Source organism: Bacillus sp. H1a, assembly GCF_000633475.1.
GTDB classification, from domain to species: domain Bacteria; phylum Bacillota; class Bacilli; order Bacillales; family Bacillaceae_G; genus Bacillus_A; species Bacillus_A paramycoides.
In genome coordinates this window covers 59,799-73,854 of record NZ_AYMH01000037.1, presented here as the reverse complement: position 1 = coordinate 73,854, position 14,056 = coordinate 59,799, and the positions used below count along the sequence as shown (strand labels likewise).

Sequence of the window (14,056 nt, the reverse complement as noted above, 5' to 3'; positions counted from 1 at the left end):
CATTTTATCGGTGCAAGAAATTTAGGATATCCTTATGCAAGTGCGCATGCACTTGGAGTTATCTTTACGGAGATTGCCGGTAGTTTGAAATAGAAATTAGAAAATCCCCTCTACCTTAAGGTGGAGGGGGTTTTTAAATTTAGTTGAATGATATTTTAATGTGGCTTAGAAGCAAACCAATTACTTTAGTTGCAAATGATTTCGGTACAGAATTTAAGTGTAAATGGGCTGAAGTTAATAAGTAGTCTGCTATATGTTGTCTATTAATTACGAATAAAAAATTCTTTGTATTACCAGGAGTCACCGTGGCTGGATTGCATGTACATAATTGTACTAGATTTAGTCGAATCAACTTGTTCCTTAGAATCTGATTGTGAAGGGAATGCTAACCCTATAGATAAAGCAGCTGAAAGTGATAAACCTAAAATCATTCCAAAAAGTTTTTTCATTATTTTAACGCTCCTTTTTCGAAAGTTTTTTCTTTAGCTTGATGACTAATATAAAAGTATTTACTAGCTTTTACAGTATCGCTTTCTACTATATTTATTTGTATATTGGTATGTATATACTAGCAAGAAATTAAGTGTGATAGAGTTATATATATAAAGAAAAAAACTTTTTCAATAATTTTCTGATAATTCAAGAGGTAATTAGAATATAAATAGAAAAGGAATTCAATAGGATTCCTTAGGTGGTGATTATTTATTTCCAAAAAATAAGTGAATCGAGCAAATATGACTATTGCACTTAAAATAAATAAATAAATAACAGCCTTTTTGTAAAGTGAATCTACATAAAATGATTCAGAATCTTATAAGAATCCATATGGAAAGTATTCATTCAAATAACAAACAGCCCAAGTTCCAATGAGGGACTTGGGCTGTTTGTATGTTGTATTTTCTTTCCCAGCGCTACTCCATCGCCATCAAGATAAAAGAACGAGTGATTCCACTTTATGGTTATGTGCAAAACATAAACTAGCAGAACTTTTTTATTTTGCTATCTTATGTATCCTACCCTGCATAAAAAAATATTTCTCAACATTTCATTTGTTGAAAAATATTGAATATTCGTATTATAACGAATATTATATTGCTATCGGCAAAAAACGATAATTCGCAACAATTGGGGAGGAAATGCATTGAAAAAGAATAAGAAGTTAAAACCTTTATCAGTATTAGCAACAGCGGCAGTGCTAAGTAGTAGTTTTGCTTTTGGGGGGCATGCGGCGTATGCTGAAACACCAACATCATCTCTACCAATAGATGAGCATTTAATACCAGATGAGCGTTTGGCAAAAGCGCTAAAACAACGGGGCGTGATTGATCAATCTGCATCACAAGCTGAGACGTCAAAGGCTGTTGAAAAATATGTTGAGAAAAAGAAAGGGGAAAACCCTGGTAAAGAAATCTTGACAGGAGATAGTCTTACGCAAGAAGCTTCTGATTTTATGAAAAAAGTAAAAGATGCAAAAATGAAGGAAAATGAACAGGCGCAGCAGCAGGCAGCAGGACCAGTAGCTGGACAAGATGCAGGATTGAATCCTAGACAATTAAATGGAAAAGTGCCTACTACACCAGCGAAGCAAGAAGAGTACAATGGAGCTGTTCGAAAAGATAAAGTACTTGTTTTACTTGTAGAATTTAGCGATTTTAAGCATAACAATATTGATCAAGAGCCAGGATACATGTATTCTAAGGACTTTAATCGTGAACATTATCAAAAAATGTTATTTGGTGATGAACCATTTACGTTATTTGATGGATCGAAGATTAACACATTTAAACAATATTATGAAGAACAATCTGGTGGCAGCTACACAGTTGATGGAACTGTAACGGAATGGCTTACTGTTCCAGGAAAAGCTTCAGATTATGGTGCGGATGCGGGAACTGGTCATGATAACAAGGGTCCTTTAGGGCCACGCGATCTTGTGAAAGAAGCATTAAAAGCAGCGGTAGCAAAAGGGATAAATTTAGCAGACTATGATCAATTTGATCAATACGATCAAAATGGTGATGGAAATAAAAACGAGCCAGATGGCATTATTGATCATTTAATGGTTGTACATGCTGGCGTGGGTCAAGAAGCTGGCGGCGGTAAATTGAAAGATGATGCGATTTGGTCTCATCGTTCAAAACTTGGATCAAAACCATATGCGATTGATGGCACAAAATCTTCTGTTTCGAATTGGGGCGGAAAGATGGCTGCATACGATTATACAATCGAGCCTGAGGATGGAGCGGTTGGTGTGTTTGCGCATGAGTATGGTCATGATTTAGGCTTACCAGATGAGTATGATACAAAGTACACAGGACAAGGTGAACCTGTTGAGTCATGGTCTATTATGAGCGGCGGCAGCTGGGCTGGGAAAATTGCAGGAACAGAGCCAACAAGTTTCTCACCACAAAATAAAGAGTTTTTCCAAAAGAATATGAAGGGTAACTGGGCGAATATCGTTGAGGTAGATTATGATAAACTTCGTACGGGAATCGGTGCTGCAACATATTTAGATCAAAGTGTTACAAAATCAAAACGACCAGGAATCGTTCGTGTTAACTTGCCGGACAAAGATATAAAAAATATCGAATCGGCATTTGGTAAGAAGTTTTATTACAGTACAAAAGGAAATGACATTCATACAACACTTGAGACACCAGTATTTGATTTAACAAATGCAACGGATGCTAAGTTTGATTATAAGGCATTCTATGAACTTGAAGCGAAGTATGATTTCCTTGACGTAAATGCGATTACGGAAGATGGAACGAAGACACGTATTGATAGAATGGGCGAAAAAGATGTAAAAGGCGGTATGGATACAACGGATGGTAAGTGGGTTGATAAATCATACGATTTAAGCCAATTCAAAGGGAAAAAAGTAAAACTGCAATTCGAGTATTTAACAGATGTTGCAGTAGCTTATAAAGGGTTTGCGTTAGATAATGCAGCATTAACTGTAGATGGAAAAGTTGTATTCTCTGATGATGCAGAAGGTCAACCAGCAATGACGTTAAAAGGATTTACTGTGTCTAACGGATTTGAACAGAAAAAACATAACTACTATTTAGAGTGGAGAAATTACGCTGGTTCTGACACGGCGTTACAACATGCGCGTGGCCCAGTATTTAATACAGGAATGGTTGTATGGTATGCGGATCAAAGCTTTACAGATAACTGGGTAGGCGTTCATCCAGGTGAAGGATTCCTAGGAGTAGTAGATTCTCATCCAGAGGCAATCGTAGGGACATTAAACGGACAACCGACTGTGAAGAGCAGTACGCGTTATCAAATCGCCGATGCGGCATTCTCATTTGATCAAACGCCAGCATGGAGAGTAGATTCACCAACTCGCGGTATCTTTGACTATAAAGGATTACCAGGTGTTGCAAAATTTGATGACTCTAAGCAGTACATCAACAGCGCGATTCCAGATGCAGGACGTAAGTTGCCGAAACTAGGATTAAAGTTTGAAGTAGTAGGCCAAGCAGAAGATAAATCTGCAGGTGCAGTTTGGATTCATCGATAGAATAAGGTGAAACTAAGAGGAGCTGTCTCATAAGTTGGTGAAACCGACTTATGGACAGCTCTCTTTTTATTGGAGAAACGGGGCAGTTTAGTTTAGGAACAGGAAGATATAAACTACATTTTCAATGAAGACGAGAGATGATATTGCTAGAGAATTGCCTATTCTTTTAAAGTGAAAGAGACTATAGTAAAAAAATATATAGACTATCAAATAGTAAGAGATGAGCGTATGTTACATATAATTACAAAATACTTATCAGACTTGATTGTAAGCAATGATAAGTCACTCACTTTCCTTATTATTATAAGCTAATAGTGGTTCATACATCATTATAGCGTGATTTTCCGTTACATATTGGTCTTCTATAAACTGTTTCTGTTGATTATATACTCTACGTTGAATAACATTATGTCGTATATAACCACCCCAGTACGCAGATTGGATGGAGTGTTCTTTTTCATAAACCTCATATTGATAAAGCTGTGGATGGGCAACTCTCCATTCACCGACTAAATGCTTATCCGTAATATAAAGGTGAAGTTGATACGATTGGTCCGTTTCATTTTTGATTTGTAAATCCAAATAGTTATAAGAACAAGTCGCTCCGCTTCCAAATGGTTGGGTCCGCTTGGAATCAGGAAAGACATCAAAACTATGACGATATCGCTCTGTTACTGTCAATGGTGTATGTAAGGTCATCCAATATATTAAATTTGAAAGCTGACAAAGCCCTCCTCCAATGCCTGCTTGAAAAGATCCATAGTGTAGTATCATACCTTCTACATACCCTTTTCTCCTCGTAGGCTTACCTATTAAACGCCAGTAAGAGAATGTTTCTCCCGGTTTAATGACGATACCATTTAGTTGTTTAATAGCAATCTTCAAATTAACAACTTTATTCTGTTGATACCACATATCTACATCTTTGAGCTTACGAAGTAGTATCGTTCGGTGCTGAATCGCTGTACAGGGTAACTTTTCTTGTTGAAACGTTTTTGCATATTTTTTTCCGTCTGTTAACCACTGAATGTACCTCTTTGTAGAGTAATACCATGTCCCTAGTAGAATGCGATACTTAGACCGCTGTTTAGGACGTAAGTTCACTAAATTCATTTTATTTCCACTCTCCATCGTTTTCATATGATACCATTTCCGTAATTACACTCCCGATCAATTGTCGTATGAATGACTTTGAATTTACCCAAGTTTTCCCGCACAGAACTGTAATATTAATTGTAGCATTCTCTCGTTTGTTAATTACATTCTTATATATATATCTATCAATAAGTTGTACTTTTCTTAGCTGCATAATAATTAACATAAATAGATAAAAGACGCAAAAAAACAGTATAATTAATTTAATGGGGGCCTTATTTTTTTCCATTTTCCGAATGGCTTATAGTCATGTGAAACTCCGCTTCAATACGATAAATTCAAATAAACACATTATAAATATAAAGGATAATATTAAACAAAAAATAATGAAAATTAAAGAAATTCTAAAGTATTAATATGTTTTTACTAAATATTGATTGATAATAAGTTGTTTTTTGAGACTTTACTAGGTTCTATTGCAATGTTTCTGAGCAAATAAAAAGTTAAGTTAATTACAATGAAAGATTATGCAGATATTGGTATTTTTTGTAATTGGTTGTGCGCCGAAAAACCGCAGTCTAGTCCCAGACTGCGGTTTCGTTTATATAAAGCGTAAACAGTTTCAATACATTTCAAGGTTCGTGAAGCATGAAGAAGACTTTGAATTCCTGCTATAACAAATCGTTTTATATTTATATATTCGCAAGTAAAATAGCATAATATCAATACAAAAAATATAGTAATATGAGTTTTTGCATATTTTAAAATTTAGTATATCCTCCGAAAACTTTTAATTGTATAATGTGTTTTGTCATATTCATTTAGATTTTTCGACAAAAAATAACAAAAATAGAGGACGTATTGGGAGAAGGCATTATGTATACAAAACTATTAAAATCAATTACATCATTATCACTTATTGGTGGTGCTTTATTATATACAAATGTTGATGAGATTAAAGCTGCTGAAGCAGGCATTTTTTCTGATGTGCCAACATCGCACTGGTCCTATCCTGCGATTAAAGATTTAGCGAGTAAAAATATTATTTCAGGTTATGGAAATGGGAAGTTTGGTTTTGGTGATGTTGCGACGAGAGAGCAAGTTGCGGCTTTAGTTTATCGAGTGTTGGTACCGAATAAGCAAGGCGGTTCGTTTAGTAATGATGGAACTCGTTATGTATTAAAAGATGGATCTACTTTAAACAATCCTTATCGTGATATTCGCTCAGGTTCTACACTGTTTCCTGAAGAGGTTTTAACGTTAACGAAATTAGGGATTTTTAAAGGTGATGGAAATGGCGGTTTTAGACCGAAAGATTCTGTTAGTCGTGCGGAAATGGCACAAATTCTTACAAATGCTTTTCAAGTCTCTGCAACGAAAAAACATACATTTAACGATGTTCCAAATGGTTTTTGGGCAGAAAATGCGATTAGTGCGGTGCAGTCAAATGGGATTGCAGAAGGTACAGGTGAAGGGAAGTTTGGGCCGTATACTACAGTAACACGTGAACAATATGCACAGTTTTTATATAAAGCTTTGGAATATAAAAACTCTGATGTGAAAAGTACAGGAGATACTGCTTTATTAACAACGTTTAAAGATGAAGTACAAAAGCGTATTAATACATACGAAACGAACATTACACTTCCGTATCAAACGAAAAATAGTAATACAGAAGAAGTGATGAATACACTTTTTAACGCATATAAAGAAGTTGCAAATAAAAATGAGTATACAAATTATAATAGATCGAATGTTTCATATTCACTTTCTGGATCACCTGGAAATTATATGTTTACGTTACATATTACATATCGTGAAACGAAAGAACAAACGGAATATGTAATGAAACAAGCAAAAGCGATCGTTTCCTCTATTATTCAAGTGGGAATGGATGATCACGAAAAAGTGAAGGCGATTCATGATTACGTAGTGAAACACGTTTCTTATGATACGTCTTATAAAGCGTATACAGCATATGAGGCGTTAGCGAATCGTTCTGCCGTTTGCCAAGGTTACGCACTATTAACCTATCAATTGTTAAAAGAAGCTGGAATTGAGAATCATTTTGTAGTAGGAACTGGAGACGGACAACCTCATGCTTGGAATTTAGTTAAAATCGATAATAAATGGTACCACCTTGATACAACATTCGATGATCCAATACCGGATGAACAAGGCCGAGTAACGTATTCTTATTTCAACTTATCGGATGAACAAATTGCAAGAAATCACGAGTGGAATCGTGGTGAATCCCCACAGGCTACTACAAATTATTATGATACACTTACAAATAAAATTGCAGCGGGTAGCTCTAAAACAGTTGCATATGAACAAATATTAAAAGATACAAAACTAAATTATTTAGGAAATGAGTACGTTGCAAATAATTATAATGAACTGAAAAATAAAATGCAGCAGCGCTATAGTGCAAAACCAGAAAAGATTGAAGTTCTTTATAAGCAATCAATGGACGGTGCATTGCAAGATGTGAAAAATGCAATTGGAGAAATCAGTTATCCAAAAGGATCCAATCGAGTGTCATATAAGGCGGAGCCGTATAATGCAAAAGAAGGATATTCTTTGGTGACGATTACGTTTACGTATTAAAAACAACCTAGATCCATGTAAGGGATCTAGGTTGTTTTTTTATATTTGAATTTGACATATACAGTTAAACTGTATAAAATCAAACTATATAGTTGAACTGTATAGTTTACCTATATACTTATCGTTACATTGGAGGTCTTTATGAATAGAGATAAAAATTTACCATTAACGGAAACAACGTATTACGTTCTTTTAGCTTTATTAGAGCCGGCCCATGGGTATTTAATTATGCAAAAGGTTGAGGAACTTAGTAATCATCAAGTGAAGATTGCGGCTGGTACACTTTACGGTGCGGTTGAAAATTTATTGAAGCAACAATTAATAGAATCAGTACAAAGTGAAGATAAACGAAGAAAAGTGTATGTAATTACTAAGCGAGGAAAAGAAGTATTACATTTAGATTTTATGAGAATGCAGCATATTATTGGGGTTACGAAAAATTTACTGAGCCAATAGTTTAGGGGGATTAGATGATGTGGAGATTGAAATTTTTCATTGATTTTGAGAAAGAAGAAAAATGGTTAGAGGAGATGGCTTGGAAAGGCTATTATCTAGAAAGCAATACATTTGGTTATAGATTTAGAATCGCAGAACCGGAAGATGCGACAATTAAAATAGATCATAGAATATTTAATAGACGAAGTGATTTTATTAACTACTGTACGTTATTTGAAGATAGTGGCTGGAAACATATAGCCGGTAAATGGTGGTCAGGCACGCAATATTTTCAAAAGATAGATGAGGGAAGCGAAGATGACATTTTTTCGGATGAAATGTCACGAGTAGGGAAGTATAAGCGTCTATCTAAGACATTTCTCGAATTAGCGATATGTTATTTGCCGATATTAATCCTATTTATGTTTAGTAAAACAATTGATCTAGGAGCGATTCTAAATCCAAGAGATCTATACCTTACACGGGGGTTATGGGATATGCATGGTGCAGCATTTTTAGGATCATTCTTATTTGAGACACCATTTGCATTAATGAGGGGCTTTTCATGGTTATTTATTCCGGTTGCGATTGGTATGTTTTTCGTTTGCTCGTATAAAGCAAATAGGCTGTATGAAGAGAGAAAATGATGTAAGAGATCCCCTTAAAGTTGAAGGGGATCTTTTTTACGCTTTATCATTTTTAAAAAAATCCTTCATCATTTTAGTGCCTTTAATGTTCAATGTCACACCTTCTACTTTATCTTTCTTCTCATTTTTAGCGATTGTAATTTGATCTTTATTATCAACCCACACAAGATATTCTTCTTTCGAGTCACCTTTATATGTAACGGTTATAGTAGAATGGGCAGATTGTTTCTTTTCTTGATTTAAAGTGATTGTTTTAGGTGTTCCGTTTTGAACTGTTGAAGCAATAGATTTTATCATTTCTTCGTTATCTGTTTGTGCTTTTGAAACAGGGTTAGTTGTTGTTGCAAGTAACTCAATGTTTGTAATGTCTGCGGAGTTTAATTGAATGGTATTTTTCGAATTTTCTTGTTTAGTTTTTGGAGTATTATCTGTAGTAGAAGTGCTTGTACAACCTATTAAAGATAAAGATAGAATACTTAGGACACATACATATGTAATTTTTTTCATTTTTTATCCCCCTTCCACTTTAATTATAGCAATTTTCTGTTAATTTAGACACTATTTGTAAATGGATGAATAAATAAACTTCTATCCTTACAAAACTGTCACATTCTTGTAAGGTAATTCAATAGATTAGATACTTTTTCCCTGTCATAATAAAGACATAAGAAAGCTAATCAAAAACTATAAGTTATTAGGAGAGTGTCAGTCATGATTGTAACAACAACGTCTGGAATTCAAGGTAAAGAGATTATTGAGTATATTGATATTGTAAATGGTGAAGCTATTATGGGTGCAAATATTGTCCGTGATTTATTCGCTTCAGTTCGTGATGTTGTCGGAGGTCGTGCTGGTGCTTATGAAAGTAAGCTAAAAGAAGCTCGTGATATTGCAATGAATGAAATGAAAGAACTTGCAAGACAAAAAGGTGCGAACGCTATCGTTGGTGTTGACGTAGATTATGAAGTAGTTCGTGATGGAATGTTAATGGTTGCTGTAAGTGGTACAGCTGTACGTATATAATTAAATAAAAAACAGGCTCACCCCTTGAAGCATATGCTTTGAGGGGCTTTTTTATTTATAATTTGATTGGTTTTAAACGATACTTCTGTTTTAAAAAGCGTTCGTTGCATTTTAGCTTCCAAATGTTTTTTAGCAGTTTGATAACTTCAAGTTGTTTTCTTTTGTATAGAATGACTTTTAATAGACAATAGAATTAGTGTATTAATTAGAATCTCATTTTTTAACTTACACGCAGAAAGTGATTATTTACTATAAAAACGGTGAAAAATAACAGATTTCTTCGTAATTGGAAGAAGCCTGTTATTTTTTCAAACATATACGCTTTTAGGTTCTAGTGAACATGTTTTCACCTGAACAGACTAAAACTGTTTGGAATTCAGTCTATTCTGTAGTATTCATTCACGTTATTTAGATTGTCTCCACAACTGCTTCCCCTTTAAATTGAGGCAGCCAGTCACCATGTGCTTCAATAAGGTCATCGCATAATGAGACGATATCATCGATAGATAGTTCTGCCGCAGTATGTGGATCAAGCATTGCAGCCTGGTAAATGTGCTCTCGCTTACCCGTTATAGCTGCTTCAATGGTAAGAAGCTGGGTATTGATGTTAGTACGGTTTAGCGCCGCCAACTGTTCAGGAAGTTCTCCTACATAACAAGGTGTAATTCCACTCCGATCAACTAGGCACGGAACTTCAACGACAGCTTTTTCCGGAAGGTTACTGATTAAGCTTCCTGTATTCAATACATTTCCGTGGAGTTTAAATGCTTTATCGGTTTCCATTGCATCAATGATATAAGAAGCGTATTCATGTGTACGTTTATGCGTAAGGTTTTTGTTGTTAACAAGGTCTTCACGCATTTTCATCCAATCACTAATTTGATTGATACAGCGGCGCGGGTATTCATCAAGAGGAATATTCAACTTATCGATGAGCTCCGGATAATTCCTTTTGATGAAGTATGGGTGATATTCGGCGTTATGCTCGGACGATTCCGTTACGTAATAGCCGAAACGATTCATCAGTTCAAAACGAACCATATCCTCATGTTTTTCTTTTTGCTTTTCAGTCGCAAGTCTCTTGATTTCCGGGTACAAGTCTTTTCCATCTCTTGTCACTTCTAAAAGCCAGGCCATATGATTGATTCCGGCAATTTTCCACTGGACATTTTCTGTATTCATTCCAAGCGAATTAAATAAGTAAGGCACACACACCTGGACGCTGTGGCACAATCCGACCGTTTTTACGCCACCGTAACGAATCATAGCCGCCGTTAACGTCGCCATCGGATTTGTATAGTTTAAAAACCAAGCATCCGGACAAACTTCACGAATATCTTTGGCAAAATCAAGCATCACCGGAATAGTTCGTAATGCGCGGAAAATGCCGCCAATGCCGATTGTATCTCCAATCGTCTGAAGAAGCCCGTACTTTTTCGGAATTTCGAAATCAGTCAATGTACAAGGCTCATAGCCGCCGACCTGTATGGCATTAATGACGTATTTTGCTCCCCTTAACGCCTCTTTTCGGTCCGTATAAGTCTTGATGTGTACGTTACTACCGGAACTTTCCTTTAGGTTTTGCAGTATGTTCTCAGAATCTTTTAAGCGTTGATGGTCAATATCAAACAGAGCAAACTCGAACCCTTGGATACTAGGTGTTAACATGCAGTCACCCAATACATTTTTAGCAAAAATCGTACTTCCAGCACCTAGAAATGTAATTTTTGACATTTATAAAACCTCCTGAATATGAATTTTATATTCAACACATCCTGGAATAGAAAAATGATGTCGTATAATGCTCCACTTTATTCCAAAACGATAAGCTCTCTATTCGCGCTTTGTAATTCTCTGATAAAGCGATCAAATCCTGCTCTACCATCTTTATTCATTTTATAGACACCAGCATTTTCTAATATGCATTCAAATTTTTTTGCAACTTCAGTTTGAAGAAAGCTTTGGATGGTCTCTTCCGCATAGCCACCCTGGGCTTTTAATTCATCTGCCCATTTTTGATGGATTTCAGAAACATTGGCTTCTTTATTTAACAAGTACAGTTCAACTTCATGAAGCTCCTCAATCAAACGTGAAGGGAGAATCGCTAGGCCCATGACTTCAATAAGCCCGATATTTTCTCTCTTAATATGCTGTACATCTGGGTGTGAATGAAAAATTCCATCAGGGTATTCTTCACTCACATTATTATCACGTAGTACAAGATCAATTTCATACTTTTCTTCGCGACGCCGCACAATTGGTGTAATCGTATGATGTTGTGCGCCATTTTTTGATTGCGCACGAATTTGTAAGAATTCATCCGAATAGTTCTTCCAACTTTCATGGATGTAGGTGCTGGAATTAATTAGTTCCTCTTTGTTTAAAGAAGAGAGGCGAATCACACTCATTGGCCAGTTGACAATACCGCAAGAAATATTTGGATAGTCACATAGTTCAAATGTTTTAAGAACTTTAGCTTTGGCCATCGGAAAGTTATGGCGTCCAGCTTGATAATGATCATGACTTAAGATAGATCCTCCTACAATAGGTAAATCCGCATTTGAGCCAATAAAATAGTGTGGCATGATTTCTACAAAACTGAATAAACGAGAGAATGCCTCACGAGAAATTTTCATTGGTCGATGCTCCTTAGATAGTACGATGGAATGTTCGTTAAAGTATGCATATGGTGAATATTGAAAACCCCATTCTTCTCCATTTAGTTCGATGTTAATGATTCGGTGATTGCTTTTGCCTGGGTGATTCAAGTGGCCGAAATACCCTTCATTTTCAATACAAAGTAAACATTTTGGATAATTTCCCCTCGGTGTATTTCTAGTCGCTAAGATCTCTCTTGGATCTTTCTCTGGTTTGGACAAATTAATAGTAATCTCAAGTTCACCATATTTTGATTCTGCTAAATAATAAATATTTTTTGCAATTGCACGGGTCTTTATATAATCATTGCGTTTACTTATTTCAAAGAAATAATCTGTTGCCTGTTCGGGACTTTTGCGATATGCCTCCTGAAAATTCTCATTGACCTTGGATGGAAGTGGTGTAATCACATTCATTAAAAGCGCTTCGAACATATCACGATTGGCTTGGTTTTTAGTGATAATAAGATTTTCCGTCGCTTTATCCATAAGTGTATCTAACAGCACATGTGGGTCCACTTCAACTTCGCTAGTAATCTCTCCCATTTCCGATTCGCCAATCAAACGTAATAGTTGATTGTGCATATAAATTCGGTCATTCTTCTCAATGGCTCCATTCTCAATCGCAAGTGTAGTAAAATCGTAAATTGCTTTACATGTGTTCATCGTTTTCACCTCACTCATCATCCAATCACTGTAGCTCCACTACCAATGTGTGCCACATAGAAGACAGGCGCATATCCAACAATTTTGAGATATTCATCATAAACATTATTTTTAAAAGTGTGGATTTCACTTTCTTTTACTAATGCGATGGCGCACCCACCAAATCCTGCTCCAGTCATACGGGCTCCAAGCACACCCTCTTGTTTTTGTGCAGTGGCCACCAATGTATCCAATTCAAGCCCGGTTACTTCATAATCATTTCTTAAAGATGTATGGGAAGCATTCAATAGCTTTCCGAATTCTTCTAAATCACCTGCAGTAAGAGCTGCTTTGGCTTTTTTTGTACGTTCATTTTCGTAAACTGCATGCTTCGCGCGTTTAATTAAGATTTCATCCCCAATAAGATTTTGATTTGCATCAAATTCTGTTTCGCTTAGTTCTCCAAGTGCATGAATTTCTAACTTCGTTTGGAGACGTGCGAGTGCTTCTTCACATTCAGCCCGACGCTCATTATATTTTGAATCTGCCAGTTCACGACGTTTATTAGTATTCATAATTACAATCGCATAGTCGTCCAAAACTACTGGAACCATTTCATACTCTAGCGTATTGGTATCAAGGAGAATTGCTTTCTCCTTCTCACCAAATCCAATGGCAAATTGATCCATGATACCGGAATTTACACCAATGAATTCATTTTCAACTTTTTTACCCATTTTCACTAATTCAAGTCGTGTTACTTCTAAGTTAAACAAGTTTTCTAATACTACGCCTACAAGTAATTCAAGTGAAGCACTACTTGAAAGTCCCGCTCCATTCGGAATTGTGCCCTCAACTAATAGCTCAAAACCACAGTTTATTTCATGACCTGCTTCTTTCAGTGTTAAGATAACTCCTTTTACGTAATTTCCCCAATTAGCATTTTTATCGTAATCTAGTTCATTCAACGTGAAGCTAATTACTCCAAGTTCTTCAAAGTTCGTTGAGTAAACTAATACTCTATCATCCTCGCGACGTCTAGCTATTCCGTAAGTTCCATAGGTAATAGAAGCGGGGAATACATAGCCGCCATTGTAGTCTGTATGTTCTCCGATTAAGTTGATACGTCCTGGAGAAAAATATTGAGTTGTTTCTTGAGACCCAAATACCATAGCGAATTTTAAGGCTAGTTCACGTTTCCTTTCCATTCATCTTTATTCTCCTGTTTTATAATTTTCCTCTCGACCTAATTTAAATCACAACGAGAAAACGTTTATAAAGTTAAGTGTAAAAAGGCTAACTAACTACATTAATGTCCTTCCTATTGTTTTCTATTTCATGTATATTTTAACAAGAAGACGCTTTCAGTTTTATATCATTTTGTGACCTTGATTTAACTTTTTGTTGCGTTTTTT

The 14,056-nt window shown here is 35.7% G+C and carries 11 protein-coding genes and 2 pseudogenes; 6 read left to right on the top strand and 7 right to left on the bottom strand.

Going from position 1 to position 14,056, the window contains the following annotated elements; translation table 11 throughout:
• Window positions 1-6: 6 nt before the first annotated feature.
• Window positions 7-93, top strand: a pseudogene (locus U860_RS36475) (dihydroxyacetone kinase); the annotation flags it as partial.
• Window positions 94-290: 197 nt separating this feature from the next.
• Here the strand turns inward: U860_RS36475 and U860_RS0116815 are convergent.
• Window positions 291-449, bottom strand: a complete 159-nt coding sequence (locus U860_RS0116815; protein ID WP_025149475.1) for a hypothetical protein — start codon at window positions 447-449, stop codon at window positions 291-293.
• A 692-nt stretch (window positions 450-1,141) separates the two neighbouring features.
• Between U860_RS0116815 and U860_RS0116810 the strand changes: the two genes are divergently transcribed.
• Window positions 1,142-3,529 carry an immune inhibitor A domain-containing protein gene (locus U860_RS0116810; RefSeq protein WP_025149474.1) on the top strand — a complete coding sequence of 796 codons (2,388 nt, stop codon included), beginning with the start codon at window positions 1,142-1,144 and terminating at the stop codon, window positions 3,527-3,529.
• A 282-nt stretch (window positions 3,530-3,811) separates the two neighbouring features.
• Here the strand turns inward: U860_RS0116810 and U860_RS0116805 are convergent, their stop codons facing one another.
• Together U860_RS0116805 and U860_RS37025 are read right to left on the bottom strand one after the other, a co-directional pair.
• Window positions 3,812-4,642 (bottom strand): VanW family protein, encoded by an 831-nt coding sequence (locus tag U860_RS0116805; protein ID WP_025149473.1) that lies wholly within the window; start codon window positions 4,640-4,642, stop codon window positions 3,812-3,814.
• Window positions 4,643-4,730: 88 nt separating this feature from the next.
• Window positions 4,731-4,913 (bottom strand): annotated as a pseudogene (locus tag U860_RS37025) (hypothetical protein); the annotation flags it as partial.
• Window positions 4,914-5,500: 587 nt separating this feature from the next.
• On the opposite strand from U860_RS37025, the gene U860_RS0116795 reads away from it, so the two are divergent.
• The 3 genes from U860_RS0116795 (at window position 5,501) to U860_RS0116785 (ending at window position 8,316) form a co-directional block, all read left to right on the top strand.
• Window positions 5,501-7,234 (top strand): S-layer homology domain-containing protein, encoded by a 1,734-nt coding sequence (locus U860_RS0116795; RefSeq protein WP_025149472.1) that lies wholly within the window; start codon window positions 5,501-5,503, stop codon window positions 7,232-7,234.
• A gap of 141 nt (window positions 7,235-7,375) precedes the next feature.
• Entirely contained in the window at window positions 7,376-7,690 is a 315-nt protein-coding gene (locus U860_RS0116790; protein WP_025149471.1) for a PadR family transcriptional regulator, read from the top strand.
• Between the two features lie 17 nt (window positions 7,691-7,707).
• Window positions 7,708-8,316, top strand: a complete 609-nt coding sequence (locus U860_RS0116785; protein WP_025149470.1) for a DUF2812 domain-containing protein — start codon at window positions 7,708-7,710, stop codon at window positions 8,314-8,316.
• A gap of 36 nt (window positions 8,317-8,352) precedes the next feature.
• On the opposite strand, the gene U860_RS0116780 is transcribed toward U860_RS0116785, so the two are convergent.
• Entirely contained in the window at window positions 8,353-8,823 is a 471-nt protein-coding gene (locus U860_RS0116780; protein ID WP_025149469.1) for a hypothetical protein, read from the bottom strand.
• 204 nt (window positions 8,824-9,027) lie between these two features.
• On the opposite strand from U860_RS0116780, the gene U860_RS0116775 reads away from it, so the two are divergent.
• Window positions 9,028-9,339 (top strand): heavy metal-binding domain-containing protein, encoded by a 312-nt coding sequence (locus tag U860_RS0116775; RefSeq protein WP_002170671.1) that lies wholly within the window; start codon window positions 9,028-9,030, stop codon window positions 9,337-9,339.
• A gap of 408 nt (window positions 9,340-9,747) precedes the next feature.
• Here the strand turns inward: U860_RS0116775 and U860_RS0116770 are convergent, their stop codons facing one another.
• The 3 genes from U860_RS0116770 to U860_RS0116760 all read right to left on the bottom strand — a co-directional run bounded on the left by U860_RS0116770 (window position 9,748) and on the right by U860_RS0116760 (window position 13,849).
• Window positions 9,748-11,073, bottom strand: coding sequence for an alpha-glucosidase/alpha-galactosidase (locus U860_RS0116770; RefSeq protein ID WP_025149468.1), 1,326 nt, complete (start codon window positions 11,071-11,073; stop codon window positions 9,748-9,750).
• Between the two features lie 77 nt (window positions 11,074-11,150).
• Window positions 11,151-12,683 carry a UDP-glucose--hexose-1-phosphate uridylyltransferase gene (gene galT, locus U860_RS0116765; RefSeq protein WP_025149467.1) on the bottom strand — a complete coding sequence of 511 codons (1,533 nt, stop codon included), beginning with the start codon at window positions 12,681-12,683 and terminating at the stop codon, window positions 11,151-11,153.
• Entirely contained in the window at window positions 12,680-13,849 is a 1,170-nt protein-coding gene (locus U860_RS0116760) for a galactokinase (RefSeq protein WP_025149466.1), read from the bottom strand. The genes galT and U860_RS0116760 overlap by 4 nt, the downstream gene beginning before the upstream one ends.
• Window positions 13,850-14,056 lie beyond the last annotated feature (207 nt).

Bases quoted from the DNA above. Each gene is read 5' to 3' on its own strand.
- U860_RS0116815 (WP_025149475.1), bottom strand. From the start codon at position 449: ATGAAAAAACTTTTTGGAATGATTTTAGGTTTATCACTTTCAGCTGCT.
- U860_RS0116805 (WP_025149473.1), bottom strand. From the start codon at position 4,642: ATGAATTTAGTGAACTTACGTCCTAAACAGCGGTCTAAGTATCGCATT.
- U860_RS0116795 (WP_025149472.1), top strand. From the start codon at position 5,501: ATGTATACAAAACTATTAAAATCAATTACATCATTATCACTTATTGGT.
- U860_RS0116790 (WP_025149471.1), top strand. From the start codon at position 7,376: ATGAATAGAGATAAAAATTTACCATTAACGGAAACAACGTATTACGTT.
- U860_RS0116785 (WP_025149470.1), top strand. From the start codon at position 7,708: ATGTGGAGATTGAAATTTTTCATTGATTTTGAGAAAGAAGAAAAATGG.
- U860_RS0116780 (WP_025149469.1), bottom strand. From the start codon at position 8,823: ATGAAAAAAATTACATATGTATGTGTCCTAAGTATTCTATCTTTATCT.
- U860_RS0116775 (WP_002170671.1), top strand. From the start codon at position 9,028: ATGATTGTAACAACAACGTCTGGAATTCAAGGTAAAGAGATTATTGAG.
- U860_RS0116770 (WP_025149468.1), bottom strand. From the start codon at position 11,073: ATGTCAAAAATTACATTTCTAGGTGCTGGAAGTACGATTTTTGCTAAA.
- galT (WP_025149467.1), bottom strand. From the start codon at position 12,683: ATGATGAGTGAGGTGAAAACGATGAACACATGTAAAGCAATTTACGAT.
- U860_RS0116760 (WP_025149466.1), bottom strand. From the start codon at position 13,849: ATGGAAAGGAAACGTGAACTAGCCTTAAAATTCGCTATGGTATTTGGG.